Annotated in this window: 17 protein-coding genes; 10 read left to right on the top strand and 7 right to left on the bottom strand. The window is 71.1% G+C overall.

What is annotated here, in order from left to right; genetic code table 11:
- Nucleotides 1-33: 33 nt before the first annotated feature.
- The 5 genes from ABEB28_RS24490 (at nt 34) to ABEB28_RS24470 (ending at nt 5,523) form a co-directional block, all read left to right on the top strand.
- Nucleotides 34-1,002: a 2-hydroxyacid dehydrogenase gene (locus ABEB28_RS24490; protein ID WP_345730532.1), complete on the top strand. Its 969-nt coding sequence runs from the start codon at nt 34-36 to the stop codon at nt 1,000-1,002.
- A gap of 76 nt (nt 1,003-1,078) precedes the next feature.
- Complete coding sequence (gene ppk2 / locus ABEB28_RS24485) at nt 1,079-1,912, top strand: polyphosphate kinase 2 (RefSeq protein WP_345730531.1); 834 nt, start codon at nt 1,079-1,081, stop codon at nt 1,910-1,912.
- Nucleotides 1,913-1,940: 28 nt separating this feature from the next.
- Nucleotides 1,941-2,450 carry a 2Fe-2S iron-sulfur cluster-binding protein gene (locus ABEB28_RS24480; protein WP_345730530.1) on the top strand — a complete coding sequence of 170 codons (510 nt, stop codon included), beginning with the start codon at nt 1,941-1,943 and terminating at the stop codon, nt 2,448-2,450.
- Nucleotides 2,447-3,427 (top strand): FAD binding domain-containing protein, encoded by a 981-nt coding sequence (locus ABEB28_RS24475; protein ID WP_345730529.1) that lies wholly within the window; start codon nt 2,447-2,449, stop codon nt 3,425-3,427. Before ABEB28_RS24480 ends, ABEB28_RS24475 begins: the two co-directional genes overlap by 4 nt.
- A complete protein-coding gene (locus tag ABEB28_RS24470) occupies nt 3,424-5,523 on the top strand; it encodes a xanthine dehydrogenase family protein molybdopterin-binding subunit (RefSeq protein WP_345730528.1) in 2,100 nt (699 codons plus the stop codon). The genes ABEB28_RS24475 and ABEB28_RS24470 overlap by 4 nt, the downstream gene beginning before the upstream one ends.
- Before the next feature lie 37 nt (nt 5,524-5,560).
- Here the strand turns inward: ABEB28_RS24470 and ABEB28_RS24465 are convergent, their stop codons facing one another.
- From ABEB28_RS24465 to sigK, 4 genes are read right to left on the bottom strand one after another with little or no spacing between them, the layout of a single operon-like run.
- The gene (locus ABEB28_RS24465; protein ID WP_345730527.1) at nt 5,561-5,923 is read right to left on the bottom strand and encodes an MmcQ/YjbR family DNA-binding protein; all 363 of its coding nucleotides are present in this window, start codon (nt 5,921-5,923) and stop codon (nt 5,561-5,563) included.
- On the bottom strand, nt 5,914-6,468 hold the full coding sequence (locus ABEB28_RS24460) for a rhomboid family intramembrane serine protease (protein WP_345730526.1): 555 nt from the start codon (nt 6,466-6,468) through the stop codon (nt 5,914-5,916). Before ABEB28_RS24460 ends, ABEB28_RS24465 begins: the two co-directional genes overlap by 10 nt.
- The gene (locus ABEB28_RS24455) at nt 6,469-7,188 is read right to left on the bottom strand and encodes an anti-sigma factor (RefSeq protein ID WP_345730525.1); all 720 of its coding nucleotides are present in this window, start codon (nt 7,186-7,188) and stop codon (nt 6,469-6,471) included.
- Nucleotides 7,185-7,790, bottom strand: coding sequence for an ECF RNA polymerase sigma factor SigK (gene sigK, locus ABEB28_RS24450; protein WP_345730570.1), 606 nt, complete (start codon nt 7,788-7,790; stop codon nt 7,185-7,187). Before sigK ends, ABEB28_RS24455 begins: the two co-directional genes overlap by 4 nt.
- Before the next feature lie 209 nt (nt 7,791-7,999).
- Between sigK and ABEB28_RS24445 the strand changes: the two genes are divergently transcribed.
- Nucleotides 8,000-8,839 carry a helix-turn-helix transcriptional regulator gene (locus ABEB28_RS24445; protein WP_345730524.1) on the top strand — a complete coding sequence of 280 codons (840 nt, stop codon included), beginning with the start codon at nt 8,000-8,002 and terminating at the stop codon, nt 8,837-8,839.
- Nucleotides 8,840-8,874: 35 nt separating this feature from the next.
- Nucleotides 8,875-9,630, top strand: coding sequence for an SDR family NAD(P)-dependent oxidoreductase (locus tag ABEB28_RS24440; protein WP_345730523.1), 756 nt, complete (start codon nt 8,875-8,877; stop codon nt 9,628-9,630).
- Nucleotides 9,631-9,693: 63 nt separating this feature from the next.
- Here ABEB28_RS24440 and ABEB28_RS24435 read toward each other — a convergent pair whose 3' ends face one another.
- Nucleotides 9,694-10,191 carry a MarR family winged helix-turn-helix transcriptional regulator gene (locus tag ABEB28_RS24435; RefSeq protein ID WP_345730522.1) on the bottom strand — a complete coding sequence of 166 codons (498 nt, stop codon included), beginning with the start codon at nt 10,189-10,191 and terminating at the stop codon, nt 9,694-9,696.
- A 77-nt stretch (nt 10,192-10,268) separates the two neighbouring features.
- Here ABEB28_RS24435 and ABEB28_RS24430 point away from each other — a divergent pair, with 77 nt between their 5' ends.
- The gene (locus ABEB28_RS24430; RefSeq protein WP_345730521.1) at nt 10,269-11,489 is read left to right on the top strand and encodes an amidohydrolase family protein; all 1,221 of its coding nucleotides are present in this window, start codon (nt 10,269-10,271) and stop codon (nt 11,487-11,489) included.
- Nucleotides 11,490-11,632: 143 nt separating this feature from the next.
- On the opposite strand, the gene ABEB28_RS24425 is transcribed toward ABEB28_RS24430, so the two are convergent.
- Nucleotides 11,633-12,472: an SDR family oxidoreductase gene (locus tag ABEB28_RS24425; protein ID WP_345730520.1), complete on the bottom strand. Its 840-nt coding sequence runs from the start codon at nt 12,470-12,472 to the stop codon at nt 11,633-11,635.
- A 114-nt stretch (nt 12,473-12,586) separates the two neighbouring features.
- Here ABEB28_RS24425 and ABEB28_RS24420 point away from each other — a divergent pair, with 114 nt between their 5' ends.
- Together ABEB28_RS24420 and ABEB28_RS24415 are read left to right on the top strand one after the other, a co-directional pair.
- Entirely contained in the window at nt 12,587-13,075 is a 489-nt protein-coding gene (locus ABEB28_RS24420) for a MarR family winged helix-turn-helix transcriptional regulator (RefSeq protein WP_345730519.1), read from the top strand.
- Complete coding sequence (locus tag ABEB28_RS24415) at nt 13,072-13,704, top strand: hypothetical protein (protein ID WP_345730518.1); 633 nt, start codon at nt 13,072-13,074, stop codon at nt 13,702-13,704. The genes ABEB28_RS24420 and ABEB28_RS24415 overlap by 4 nt, the downstream gene beginning before the upstream one ends.
- A gap of 46 nt (nt 13,705-13,750) precedes the next feature.
- On the opposite strand, the gene ABEB28_RS24410 is transcribed toward ABEB28_RS24415, so the two are convergent.
- Nucleotides 13,751-14,677: an ABC transporter substrate-binding protein gene (locus tag ABEB28_RS24410; RefSeq protein WP_345730517.1), complete on the bottom strand. Its 927-nt coding sequence runs from the start codon at nt 14,675-14,677 to the stop codon at nt 13,751-13,753.
- Nucleotides 14,678-14,716 lie beyond the last annotated feature (39 nt).

The raw sequence follows: 14,716 nt of genomic DNA, 5'->3' as shown, positions 1-14,716 counted from the left end.
GCCGAAAACCAGGGAGCCTGATATCCAGACGGTATGGCCTCGCGCATCGTCGTCACCCAACCCGTCCACGCCGAAGGGCTCGACCGGCTCCGAGCCGCCGGGCACGACGTCGTCGTGCTCGACTCCCCACGGGGGCTCACCGCCGAGGAGGTCCGAGCCGCGACCGACGGCGCCGACGCGTTGCTGAGCCAGCTCAGCGACCGGATCACCGCCGAGGTGTTCGAGGAGACGTCGCTGAGGATCGTCGCCACGATCGCGACCGGCTACGACAACATCGACGTCCGGGCGGCGTCCGAGGCCGACGTCGTCGTCACCCACACGCCGGACGTCCTCACCGACGCGACGGCTGACCTCGCGATGACGCTGATGCTCGCGGTCGCCCGGCACATCCCCGAATCCGACGCGACCGTCCGCTCGGGCAGCACCGGGCCGTTCCGGCTGCTGCACGAACCGATGGGCATCGACATCTCCGGCGCGACGCTCGGCATCGTCGGGCTGGGGCGAATCGGCGAGGCGGTCGCGCAGCGCGCCCACTTCGGATTCGGGATGACGATCCGCTACACCGCCCGCAGCGCGCACCCGGCCGCTGAGGAGCGGTTCGCCGCCGAGCGGCTCCCGCTCGAGCAACTGCTCGCCGAATCCGACGTCGTGAGCCTGCACGCTCCACTGACCGACGAGACGCGGCACCTGATCAACCGGGAGACGCTGGCCCTGATGCGCCCGGGCGCGATCCTCGTCAACACCGGCCGGGGCGGGCTGGTGAGCGAGGTCGACCTGGCGGCGGCGCTGCGAGCCGGGCGGATCGCGGGCGCGGGGCTGGACGTGTTCGAGAACGAGCCCGACGTCCATCCGGACCTGCTCGCGTGCGGTCCGCGCGTCGTGCTGACACCGCACGTGGGAAGCGCGACCGCGAAGACCCGCGCGGCCATGACGGCGATGGCGGTCGACAACATCCTCGCGGTGCTGGCCGGCGACCCACCCCCGAACCCCGTCCCCGCGTGAGCACGGCGGTTTGCGGGAAAGTGAACACCGACGCCGGAACGTAGCGGCGACGGAAGTTCACCGGGAGGAGCACCGGATGGCCAAGCGGACGCCGGACATCGACGAGGCAACACGAGCGGCGCGGATTCCCAAGAAGGCATACGAGGACGAGCTGCTCCGCCTCCAGACCGAGCTGGTGGCGATGCAGGCCTGGCTGCGCGAGTCCGGCAACCGGCTACTCGTCCTCTTCGAAGGGCGGGACGCCGCCGGCAAGGGCGGCACGATCAGCCGGGTCAGCCAGTACCTCAATCCCCGATTCGCCCGTACCGTCGCCCTGCCCGCTCCGACCGAGCGGGAACGCGGCCAGTGGTACTTTCAGCGCTACATCCAGCACCTTCCGACCGCCGGGGAGGCCGTGCTGTTCGACCGCTCCTGGTACAACCGGGCCGGCGTCGAGCGGGTGATGGGCTTCTGCACCGAGGACGAGTACCGGCGCTTCATGCACCAGTGCCCGCTGTTCGAACGGATGCTGGTCGAGGACGGCATCCTGGTCCGCAAGTACTGGTTCTCGGTGAGCGACGCCGAGCAGCAGCGGCGGTTCGAGTCGCGGCTCACCGACCCGCTGCGCCGCTGGAAGCTCTCGCCGATGGACGTCGAGTCGATCGCCCGCTGGGAGGACTACTCCCGCGCCAAGGACGAGATGTTCGTGCACACCGACATCCCGGAGGCGCCCTGGCACGTCGTGGAGAGCGACGACAAACGCGCCGCGCGGCTGAACATGATCGCCCACCTGCTGTCGTCCGTGCCGTACGAGCAGATCAGCGAACCGAACCTCGCGCTGCCGAAGCGTCCGAAGTCCTCCGGGTACAAGCGCCCGCCGCGCGACGCCCAGCGCTTCGTCCCGGACCACACCGCGTCGCTCACGAATTAACGCTCGTCGAGCAGGGTAGATCGGCGTTATGCCCGAGTCTCCCCGCGTCAGCTTCCCGCTCACCGTCAACGGCGTCACGCACCACCTGACCGTCGATCCGCGCACCACCCTGCTCGACGTGCTCCGCGAACACCTCGAGCTGACCGGCGCCAAGAAGGGCTGCGACCACGGCCAGTGCGGCGCCTGCACGGTGCTGCTCGACGGGCGGCGGGTCAACAGCTGCCTGATCCTCGCGATCTCGCAGCAGTCGGCCCGGATCACGACGATCGAGGGCCTCGGCAGGCCGGACGATCTGCACCCCGTGCAGCGGGAGATGCTGGAGCACGACGGGTACCAGTGCGGCTACTGCACGCCCGGCCAGGTGTGCTCGGCGGTCGGGATGCTCGACGAGGTCGCGCAGGGCTGGCCCAGCGCGGTCACGGACGGCACCGAACCGGAGCTCGACCGGGACGAAGTCCGGGAACGGATGAGCGGCAACCTGTGCCGCTGCGGGGCTTACCCCAACATCGTCGACGCGATCCTGGCGGCGGCCCGGTGAAGACGTTCGAGTACCGCGCCGTCACGGAGATCGACGAAGCTGTCTCGACCGGCGGCACCTTCCTCGCCGGCGGCACGAACCTCGTCGACCTGATGAAGCTCGGGGTCGCCACCCCCGACACGCTCGTCGACATCAACCAGCTGCCGCTGCACGACGTCGTCCGGCGGCCGGACGGCGGCTTGCGGATCGGCTCGTGTGTCCGCAACAGCGAGCTGGCCGCGCACCCGGTCGTCCGGCGGCACTACCCGCTGCTCAGCCAGGCGCTGCTCGCCGGTGCGTCCGGCCAGCTGCGGAACATGGCCACGACCGGCGGGAACCTGCTCCAGCGGACCCGCTGCCGGTACTTCATGGACCCGACGAAGAACTGCAACAAGCGGACGCCGGGCAGCGGCTGTCCGGCGCGCGAGGGTGACCACCGCAACCTCGCGATCCTCGGCGCCTCGGAGCACTGCGTCGCCACGCACCCCTCCGACATGGCGGTCGCGCTGGTCGCCCTGGAAGCCGTCGTCCGGGTATCCGGTCCGGACGGCGAGCGCACGATCCCGATCGACCAGCTGCACCGGCTGCCCGGCGACGAGCCGCAGCGCGACACCGTCCTGGCGGACGGCGAGCTGATCACCGCGGTGGACCTCCCACCGCTGCCCGACAACTACCCCAGCGCCTATCGCAAGGCCCGCGACCGCGCGTCCTACGCATTCGCGGTCGGTTCGGTGGCCGCAGCCGTGAAGGTCTGGTCGGACGGCACCGTGGACGACGTCCGGCTCGCGTTCGGCGCGATCGCGCACAAGCCGTGGCGGGCACGCCGAGCCGAGGAGGAGCTGCGCGGGCGCCCGGCCACCCGGGAGGAATTCCTGGCTGCGGCCGACGCCGAGCTGGCCGCGGCCGAGCCGCTCCGAGACAACGCGTTCAAGGTGACGCTGATCCGCAACCTGGTCGCCGCCACGCTGACGCAGCTCGTCCAGGGAGGCCCGCGATGACGACGGCCCCCACCCGCCCCGGCTCGATCGGGACACCGGTCGCGCGGATCGAGGGTCCGCTCAAGGTCACCGGCGCCGCCCGCTACGCGGTCGAGTACCCGATGGAGAACGTCGCCTACGCGTGGGTGGTGCAGTCGCCGGTGGCGCGGGGCGTCCTCACCGCGATCGACACCCCGGACGACGACGACGTCCTGGCCACGCTCTGGCACGGCAACGCGCCGAAACTGCGCCGGAGCGACGACCCCGAGCTGCAGGTACTCCAGTCGTCGCGGATCAGCTACCGGGGGCAAGTGGTCGCGCTGGTCGTCGCCGAAACGCTGGAAGCCGCACGACGCGGCGCGCAGAGCGTCCGACTGAGCATTACCGAAGAGGAGCACGACGCCGAGCTCACCGCGGACCATCCGGGCCTCTACACGCCGGAGAAGCTCAACACGGGAGACCCGGCGGACACGTCGCAGGGCGACGTGGAGGCCGCGCTCGCCGCCGCGGCGGCGAGCGTGGACGTCACGTACTCGACGACGGCGCTGCACCCGAACCCGATGGAGCCGCACGCGACGACCGCGTTCTGGGTGGGCGACGACCTGGTTCTCTACGACTCGAACCAGGGTCCGTCCGCGATCGCGAAGCAGGTGGCGCGGGTCTTCGGTCTGGACGTCGGCCAGGTGCACGTGGTCACCGAACACGTCGGCGGCGGGTTCGGATCGAAGGGCAGTACCCGCCCCAACACGATCCTGGCTGCGATGGCTGCCCAGGTCGTCGACATCCCGGTGCGGCTCGCGCTCCCCCGGCAGGCGCTGTTCTCGATGGTCGGACACCGCACTCCGACGATCCAGCGGGTCCGGCTCGGCGCGACCGCCGACGGTGTACTGACCGCGATCGCCCACGACGTGGTCGAGCAGACGTCGACGCTGTACGAGTACGCCGAGCAGCCGGCGGTAGTCACCCGGCACATGTACGCAGCCCCGAACCGCCGCACGTCGCACCGGCTGACCCGGCTGGACATGCCGACGCCGCGCTGGATGCGGGCGCCGGGCGAGGCGCCGGGGATGCTGGCGCTGGAGTGCGCGATCGACGAGCTCGCGGCGACGCTGGAGATCGACCCGATCGAGCTGCGGGTGCGGAACGAGCCGGACGTCGAGCCGGAGGACGGCACGCCGTTCAGCAGTCGGCAGTACCTGGAGTGTCTCCGCCTCGGCGCCGAGCGGTTCGGCTGGGGTGGCCGCGATCCCCGGCCCCGGCAGCGTCGGGAGGGCAACTGGTGGATCGGTACCGGCGTCGCGGGCGCGGCGTACCCGTCGATGGTGCTGCCCTCGACGGCGTCCGCGACGATGGACGCCACCGGAGCCGTCACCGTCGACGTCGCGGCCGTCGACATCGGAACCGGGGCACGCACGATCCTGCACCAGGTCGCGGCGGACGCCCTGGGCGTCGCGCTCGAGCGGGTCACGGTCCGGATCGGCGACAGCGCGCTGCCGAAGGCGTCGATCGCCGGTGGGTCGTCCGGGGCCGCGTCGTGGGGCTGGGCCGTCGACGGAGCATGCCGGGCACTGCGGGAGCAGCTGTCCCGGCTGACCGGGCCGGTGCCTGCCGAGGGGCTGACCGCGACGTTCGACGCCACGCCCCAGGTGAAGGCACGGGAGAACGCCGGGAAACACGCGTTCGGCGCGCACTTCGCCGAGGTACGGGTGGACGCCGACACCGGCGAGGTGCGGGTCTCCCGGCTGTTCGGGGCCTACGCCGTCGGCCGGGTGCTCAACCCGCGCACGGCCCGGAGCCAGTTCATCGGCGCCATGACGATGGGGATGGGCATGGCGCTGCACGAGGAGAGCGTGCTCGACCCGTCCACCGGCGACTGGGTCAACCACGACCTGGCCGAGTACCACGTGCCGGTGCACGCCGACGTCGAGTGGATCGACGCGGCGTGGATCGACGAGGACGACCCGGCCGTCAACCCGTTGGGTGTGAAGGGCATCGGGGAGATCGGGATCGTCGGGTCGCCGGCCGCGATCGTCAACGCGATCCATCACGCGACGGGTGTGCGCGTGCGCGACCTCCCGGTGCGGTTGGACAAGCTCCTGACCGACCCGGCGTTCTGACGTCCAAGTGTGGTGTGGGCGGGCGCCCACACCACATTTAGGCGTCGTCGAGCGTGGCGTCGAACGCGGCGACGACGCGCTTCGGTGCGGTGCGGCGCCACGCGTCCATCAGGTGCTCGCGGAGGACGTCGGAGGCGATCGCCTCGAGACGCACCTGCACCCACCCGGCATGCCCGACGTACGCGGGCACGCCGTAGACACCCGGGTCCTCGGCGAGCAGCTCCGCCTGCTCGTCGAGCGTCGCCTTGAACGTGGCGGTCGGCTCCGGTGTGTCGTCGGAGGCGCAGGACGCGAACATTTTATTGCGGACGCGGAACGTGGGGTGCCCCCACGTCTCGATCTCGACGGCCTCGGGCAGCGCGAGCGCCAGCGCGCGCATCTCCGCCACGGTCACTCCCATGAGGGAACTCTAAGCGGCTCTCCCCTACGTCGGGCCCAGACGATCAGGACGGCGCCGACCACCGCACCGGCCAGCACCGGAGCGCCGTGGTTGTCGCCGGACGCGGCCAGGACCGCCGCGCCCACCAGCAGCAGCCCGGCACCGGCCCGGATCGCCGACGGCAGCCCGGCCGAACCGACGAGAAGCCACACCGCGACGCCGCCCAGCAACCCGGCGACCGCCACCGACGAGCCCGCGCTGTAGTAGTCGATCGCGTAGCTGTAGACCTCGCCGACGACTCCGCCGGTCAGGTACAGCACGGCCCACCGCACCCGGCCGTAGACCCGCTCGGCGATCGCCCCCAGGATCAGCAGCCCGATGCCGTTGTTGAAGATCTGGCCCCAGCCTTGCGGGTTCACCAGGATCGGCGTCACCAGGCGCCAGACCTCGCCGTCGTGGACCGCGGGATCACGTCCCAGCGCGTCGACCACCGCCGGTTCGGCGTACCCGACCGCCGTGAACACCGCGGTGAGGACGAACACCATCCAGGTCAGCCGAGCGCGCATTCAGTTCAGCGCCACGGTCGCGTAGACGTCGGTGGGCTGCGGCGCACCGCCTTCGTCCTCGACGCTCACCGCCAACTCGTCGGCCGGCTCCAGGTCGCCCACCACCCGGGTTCCGCCGCGCGCGTCCGGGGGCAGCACCGCCAGCGACCGCGGGATTCCCCCGACGATCCGCCAGAGCTGGTACGTCTTGCCCGACGGCACGTCGCCGAGCCCGTCGAACGACAGCACGGCAGCTCCCTCGGCGGCCGAGTACACCGCCGCGAACCGTCCGCCTCGGGAGTTCTCGGACGTTTTCAGCGTGGCGTCCGGAGCCGCCAGCACCGCCCGCATCCGGGCTGATTCCTGCTCGGCCGCGACGACCCGGGCTCGCTCGTCGGTGACCCGGTTCTCCTGGACCCACCACGTCGTCCCGGCGGTCCCGGCCAGCACCGCCACCGCGGCGGCCGCCACCGCCAGTCGACGCGGTCGCGGCGGCGGCTTCCGCATCCGGGCCGGGCCCTGCCTGGTGGCTCTGGCCTCCGCGAGCACCCGGGCGCGTAGGTCGGGCGGTGGCGCCACCGCCGCGGCCGCACCGAGCCGGGCCGCGGCCTCGCCGAACTCGGCCACCTCGACCGCACACGACGTGCAGGTGCGCAGGTGCCGCTCGACCGCCGCGCGCTCGACGTCGTCCAGAGCGTCGAGTGCGTAGGCGCCGTTCAGCAGGTCCAGGTGGTCGTTCATGCGCCTACTCCCAGGCAGTCACGCAGTCGGATCAGGCCGTCCCGCATACGGGTCTTCACGGTCGGCAACGCGAGGTCGAGCGCGGCGGCCACCTCGCGGTAGGTCCGTCCCCCGTAGTACGCCAACGTGATCGCCTCCCGCTGGAGGTCCGTCAGCCCGGCTAAGCAACGCCGCACCTGCTGGTGCTCCAGCCGTCCGGCGACCTCGTCGGCCACCACGTCGTACGCCGGTGCCTCCGGCACCGACGCCCGCCGCTCCCGGTCGGTCGCCGCCTGTGCGGTACGGACCCGGTCGACCGCCCGCCGATGCGCCAACGTCAAAATCCATCCGGACGCCGTACCGCGCGCCGGATCGAACCGGGTGGCGGTGCGCCAGACCTCGACGAGGACCTCCTGGGTGACCTCCTCGGCCTGGGACGGATCGCGGACCACTCGCAGCACCAGCCCGTAGACCCGTGGCGACACCTCGTCGTAGAGCCGCGCGAACGCGTCGTCGTTGCCGCGAGCCACCTCGGTGAGCAGGAGGCCCAGCGCGTCGGCGCGCACGGTGTCGTCCCGGTCGGGTGGGGGCGCGGTGGCGCGGGCTCGTCTCCAGCGGTCCATGCGTGCGATGCCCTCCTCGGTGACCGGCGCTCCGAAGGCATTCGGATCCGCCCGCCGATCGGATTGGTCGCGCGGCACATCGTTGCGCACGCCGCGCACCGTCGTCACCGAGGCAGGGACGAAAGATCCCTGGATCAACGCGTCCTTACTGTCCCCTGGGGCGCGAGTCATCCTTGATCCGTACCGAGGATCCGTATCGAGGAGCACTCATGGCAGACCGGGCGCAGTTGGCCGAGTTCCTCCGGTCGCGGCGCGAAGCGCTCCAGCCGGAGGACGTCGGGCTGCCCCGCGGCCCGCGCCGCCGCACCGGTGGCCTCCGCCGGGAGGAGGTCGCCGCGCTCTGCGGCATGTCGGCCGACTACTACACCCGGATCGAGCAGCAGCGCGGTCCGAACCCGTCCGAGCAGATGCTCGCCGCGATCGCCCGGGGCCTGCACCTGTCGCTCGACGAGCGGGACCACCTGTTCCGCATCGCCGGGTTCACCGCGCCGCAGCGGTCGCTCCGCACCGAGCACCTCAACCCCGGCATGATGCGGATCCTCGACCGGCTCGACGACACACCGGCGATGGTCCTCACCCGCCTGGGCGAGGCGCTGCGCCAGACCCGGATGGCCAAAGCGCTACTCGGCGACCAGACGCGGTTCACCGGGATGGCCCGCAGCACGGTGTACCGCTGGTACACCGATCCCCGGTCGCGGCTCATCTACCCGGAAGAGGATCACCCGATCCACGGGCGGGCGTTCACCGCGAAGCTGCGCGACGCCTACCTGATCGAGGGCAAGGGCTCCCGGTCCGCCGCGATCGTGGACGCGCTGCTCGCCGCGAGTCCGGAGTTCGCGGCGGTCTGGGCGGAGCACGACATCACCTCCACCCACCCCGATTTCAAGCGCATCAGCCACCCGGAGCTGGGCGTCCTCGAGCTGCAGTGCCAGACGCTCCTGGACCCGGATCAGTCGCAGACCCTGCTGGTCTTCACCGCGGCACCGGGCACCGAGAGCTACGAGAAGTTGCAGCTCCTCGCGGTCCTCGGCGACCGCGTCGACATCTGAGTTTCCCCTTTCGAGCACAGTGTCTGGAGACAGTCATGCCAAAAATCGCCCTCATCACCGGCGCCAACCGTGGCCTCGGACGGAACACCGCACTCCAACTCGCCGAGGACGGCGTCGACCTGATCCTCACGTACCGGTCGAACGCCGCGGAAGCACAGGACGTCGTCGACGCCGCGACGAAGCTCGGCCGCACCGCCGTGGCGCTCCGGCTCGACGTCGGCGCGGTGGAGACGCACGCCGACTTCGTCACCGAGGTCCGCGCGGCGCTGGCCGAGCGCTGGGGACGCGACATGTTCGACCACCTGGTCAACAACGCCGGCGTCGGCCTCTACGGCTCGTTCGCCGAGACGCCGCTGGAAACGTTCGACGCGCTGCTGAACGTCCACTTCCGAGGAGTGTTCTTCCTGACCCAGGCGCTCGCGCCGCTGATCGCCGACGGCGGGCGGATCGTCAACCTCTCGACCGGGCTCACCCGGTTCACCCGCCCGGGTTACGCGGCTTACGCGTCGATGAAGGGCGCCGTGGAGGTGCTGACGCACTACCTGGCGCAGGAGCTCGGGCCGCGCGGGATCACGGTGAACGTCGTCGCGCCGGGTGCGATCGCGACCGACTTCGCCGGCGGGATGGTTCGGGACACTCCCGCGCTCCGTGACCGTCTCGGGAGCGAGACCGCGCTGGGCCGGGTCGGCGAGCCCGACGACGTCGGCGGGGTCGTCGCCGCGGTGCTCAGCGACCGCTACGGGTACGTGACCAACCAGCGCATCGAGGCGTCCGGCGGCACGCTGATCTGATCGCCGGCGACCACGAAGTGTGGTGTGGGCGGGTGCCCACACCACACTTTCGAGCGCGCGCCGTCAGGGCGAGTCGCCGAGCGCGATCAGGAGGGCGCGCAGGGCGTCGATCGCATTTCGGGTGACGTCCGGGGGGACGGCGCGGAGCAACGCGTCCTGCGCGGCGGTCGCCGCTTTCAGGGCTTCTTCCGCGGTCTTCACCCCGTGCGGTGTCAGCGCGACCCAGGAACTCCGCCCGTCCCCCGGGTCCGGCGCGCGTTCGATCAGCTCCGCTGCGGTGAGGCGACGCAGCAGGTTGCTGGTTCCGCCGGAGGACAGCATCAGCCGCTGGGAGAGATCGGACGGGCGTAGCCGATACGGCTCTCCGGACGCGCGGAGCACCGCGAGGATCTCGTACTCCGCCTTGGTGAGGCCCAGTCGCGCCAGCTCGGCGTCGACCCGCTCGGCGAACAGGCCGGACACCCGCGCGGCCCGCTTGGCCAGCGCCAACTCGTCGCCGACGACGCCCGGCAGCTCCCGCTGCCACGTCTCGCTGATGCCGTCGACCAGATCGCGCTCCACGTCGGCATCGTATCGACCACCTTGCGCACCAAAAGCTTTCCAGATAGCTTTTTGAAAAGCTTTCTAGGGAGGCAAATATGCGCATCGCCCTCGTCGACGCCCACATGATCCCCGCCGACGGCAGCCCCGAGCTGCCCACGGCGACCCTGCTGATCGAGGACGGCGTGATCACCGCCCTCGGCCCCGGCCTCCGACCCCCGCCGGACGCCGAGGTGATCGACGCCTCCGGCCTGGTCGCGATACCGGGCTTGGTCGACGGTCACCGGCACGTGTGGCAGGCGCCCCTGCGCGGCATCGGCGCCGACATGACGCTCGCCGACTACTTCCGCACGGTGCTGGGGCGGGCGCTCTCCGCGTACCGCCCGGAGGACGCGCACGCGGCCGCGCTGCTCGGCGCCGCGGAGGCACTCGACGCGGGCGTCACCACGCTGTTCGACTGGAGCAACACGCTGGTGACCGCGGAACACACCGATGCGGTCGTCGACGCGTTCACCGTCGCGGGCGTCCGCGCGGTCGTGGCGTCCGGCTCTCCCGACCGCGAGGACGACGCCAGGCGGCTGGCGAAGAGCACCGGCCGGGTCACCGGAGCGCTCGCGATCCTCGGGCCGGAGGCTGGCGACTGGGACGACGCGGTCCGCCACCTGGCGTTCGGGCGCGAGCTGGGCGTCACCGTGTCGTTCCACGCCTCGGGAGGGCCCGGCGGGTCCGTCGAGCGGCTCGCGGACGCCGGGTTACTCGGCCCGGACCTCAACCTCGTCCACCTGAACGCGATGACCGACGAGGACGCCGCCCGGCTGGTCGAGTCGGGCGCCGGCGTGACGATCACCCCGGTCGTGGAGGCCACGATGGGGCACGGCGCGTCTCCGTACGGGCGGTTCCGCGACGCCGGTGGCCGCGCCGGGCTCGGTACGGACGTCGTCGTGAACGCCACCCCTGACCTGTTCGAGCCGCTCCGGGACACGCTGCGCACCGAGCGGATGCGGACGCACACGCTGGTACCGGCGGCCGACTTCCTCCCGGCCGTCACCCTGGACAGCGCGCGGGCGATCGGGCTGGCCGATGAGGTCGGCGCGCTGACGGTGGGTCGGCGTGCGGACGTGGTTCTGCTCGACGGGTTGTCACACCTGACCGGCGCCGGAACGCTGGCCGGGGCCGTCGTCACCGCGCTGGGGCCGGCCAACGTGCAGACGGTGCTGGTCGACGGCCGGGTCGTCAAGCGGGACGGGGCCCTGGTCGACCACGACCTGGCCACGCTCCGCGCCGCCGGCGACGCCATAGCCCGCCGCGTCCTGGCCTGACTCCCCCGCCGCGCTCGCCGCCCGGCGCGAGCGCGGGCCTCGGGCGGGGCTGGGGCACGTTTTCGGGAAGACCACCTCTCCGGCGCGGCTGAGAGGTGGTCTTCCCGAAAATCCGCGCCGCCATCGCGCGGGGCGGGGCGCGCTCAGAGGATGGGGCGTCCGCCGGTGACGGCGACGCGCGCGCCGGAGATGTAGCTGCCCTCGTCGGACGCGAGCAGCACGTACACCGGCGCCAACTCGACCGGCTGCCCCGCCCGTCCCAGCGGCGTGTTCTCCCCGAACTCCGCCACCTTCTCCGGCGGCATCGTCGCCGGGATCAGCGGCGTCCAGATCGGCCCGGGCGCGACGCTGTTCACGCGGATGCCCTTCTCGCCGAGCATCTGGGCCAGGCTCGCGCAGAAGTTCGCGATCGCGGCCTTCGTCGCCGCGTACGGAGCGAGCGTCGGCTTCGGCATGTCGGAGTTCACCGAGGAGCTGCCGATGATCGACGCACCCGGCTTCATGTGCGGCACCGCGGCCTTGGCGAGGTGGAAGAACGCGGACAGGTTCGTCGCCAGCGTGTAGTCCCACTCCTCGTCCGGGATCTCCTCCAGCGACTCGCGGGTCATCTGGTACGCGGCGTTGCTCACCAGGATGTCGACGGCGCCGAACTCCTGCAGGGCCTTGGCGACGATGTCCCGGCAGTGCTGCGGCTGCGACACGTCGCCGGGCATCAGCACCGCCTTGCGGCCGGCCTCTTCGACGTACTTCGCGGTCTCCTCGGCGTCGCCGTGCTCGTTCAAGTACGAGATGAGGACGTCGGCCCCTTCGCGCGCGTACGCGATCGCGACCGCACGGCCGATCCCGCTGTCCGCACCGGTGATGATCGCGGCCTTGCCTACCAAGCGGCCCGAACCTCGGTAGCTGGTCTCCCCGCAGTCCGGGCGGGGTGTCATCTCCGACTGGGTGCCGGGGACTTCCTGCTGCTGCGGTGGCTGGCTCATGTCCGCTCCTGGGTCGAGTTCCGGCTGTTGGGTTCGGCTTCCCGACCTGTCCCGCCCTAAACCCGGCACGGCTCCACTCTGTGAAGTCAGGTAATAGTGAAGTACATTCACTATATGGCGCCCCCGAAACCGACCGTCACGGCGCTCGACCTCGTGCTGGAACTCACCGTTCTGCTGAACCAGGACATGACGCGGAGCCTCGCGCGTGACCACCTGACCGAGCCCCGCGCGCACCTCCTGTGGGTCCTCGGACAGCAGGGGCCCAGCACGCAGCGCAGCCTGGCCGAGGCGCTGAACGTCAGCGCCCGGAACATCACCGGGCTGGTCGACGGGCTGGTCGCCACCGGGTTCGTGACGCGCGCACCGCACCCAGACGACCGGCGCGCCACGCTCGTCACGGTCACCGAGCACGGCGCCGCGATCGTCGACGCGTTCCAGCAGGGACAGCACGAGCTCGCCGATCAGCTGTTCGGCCCCATGCCGGCGGAGGAGTTGGCGCTGTTCCTGACGAGCCTGTCCGGCGTGCTCGAACGACTCCGCGCACTCGTGGCCGACGCCGAACCCACCGCCACGGCTTCTCCCGACGAAGGAGGACGTCCATGACGAACCGACTGTTCTCGCTGGCCCGCCGAGCCGTGCTGTTCGAGGTCCGGATCTACCGCAACCTCGCGCGGTGGGTCTTCCGGCGGCCGGACGTCCGCGGGGAGAGCATCGAGCCGTTCGGTTACGCGCAGCTGATCACGCCGGTGCTGTCGCTGTGGATCGTCGCGTCCGCGGTGGAGACCGTGGTCGTGCACTTCCTGCTTCCCTGGGAGGGGATCAGGCTGGCCGCCGACGTTCTCGGCCTCTGGGGCCTGGTCTGGATGCTCGGGTTCCTGGGTGGGATGCGGGTGTACCCGCATCTGCTGACGCCGTCCGCGCTCCGGGTGCGGCACGGCGGTTCGATCGACCTGGTCGTGCCGTGGGACGTCGTCGAGCGCGTCACCGTGACCAAGTCCGAGCTTCCGTCTTCGATGCGCACGCTGCACGAGACGGAGACCGAGCGGGGCACCGCCCTCCAAGTCGGGGTCGGCGGAGAAACCAACGTGCACGCCGTCCTCCGCCGTCCGACCCGCGTCCGGACGCCCCGCGGCGAACGCGACATCGTCGCGGTCAGCTTCTTCACTGACGACCCGCGCGCTCTCGTCGCCCGCGCGAAGGAACACGTCGCCGCCCACGCCGCCATCTCCTGACCCGCCGCCCCGCCCCGGCTGGGGCGGGGGGGCGATCAGGGGAGCGTCAGACGCCCTTGAGCCAGGCGTCGACCTTGTCCTGGTTGGCCTCCACCCACTCCTTCGCCGCGGCCTCGGCGGACATCTTGTCCACCGCGATCGACTTCGCGACCTCGTTCTGGTCCTCGTTCGTCCAGGTGAAGTTCTTCACCAGGGTGTACGCCGGGCTCCCCGAGTCGGCGAACTTCTTCGCGACGATCTTGTTCAGGTCGTACGAGGGGTAGTCGCACGCGACCTTCTTCGGGTCGGCGTCACAACCCGGCGTGTACGGGGGCAGCTTCACCTTCACCGCCGGGACCTCGTTGAGGAACCACTGCGGGGAGTAGAAGTACGTCAGCAGCCACTTCTTCTGCTGCTCCGCCTGGCGCAGAGCGGTGATCAGGGCGGTCTCCGACCCGGAGTAGACCACCTTGAAGTTCAGCTTGAGGTTCTGCACGAGCGCGGCGTCGTTGGTGACGTAGGACGGGTCACCGTCGAGCAGCTGACCCTTGCCGCCGGACTCCGACGTCCGGAACTGCGACGCGTACTTGTTGAGGTTCTTCCACTCCAGGACGTCCGGGTGCGCCTTCGCCAGCCACGGCGGCACGTACCAGCCGATCTCGCCCTTGTTGCCGGTCGGACCGGCGTCCACCGCGACCTTCTCGTCGGTGATGTACTTCTTGACCAGGTCGTCGTGGCCCCAGTTCTCGATGATCACGTCGACGACGCCGGTCGAGAAGCCTTGCCAGGAGACCTGCTCCAGCAGGTTCTTCTTGACGACCTTGCAGCCGAGTTCGTTCTCCGCGACGTACGCGACGACGGCGGCGTTCGCCTCGTAGCCGACCCACGGGTTGATCGCGAGGTTGACCGTCCCGCACTTGCCGCTGCTCCCGGCGTCACTATCGGAGTCCTCACCGACCTTGGCACCGCCGCAGGCCGCGGAAGCCAACAGCAACACCACGAGCGGAGCAACGAATTTCAGTCTTCTGGAGGA

Source organism: Cryptosporangium minutisporangium, from assembly GCF_039536245.1.
Lineage (GTDB): Bacteria > Actinomycetota > Actinomycetes > Mycobacteriales > Cryptosporangiaceae > Cryptosporangium > Cryptosporangium minutisporangium.
Note: the sequence above shows the minus strand (reverse complement) of the source record. Positions and strands in the feature narration are given on the sequence as shown.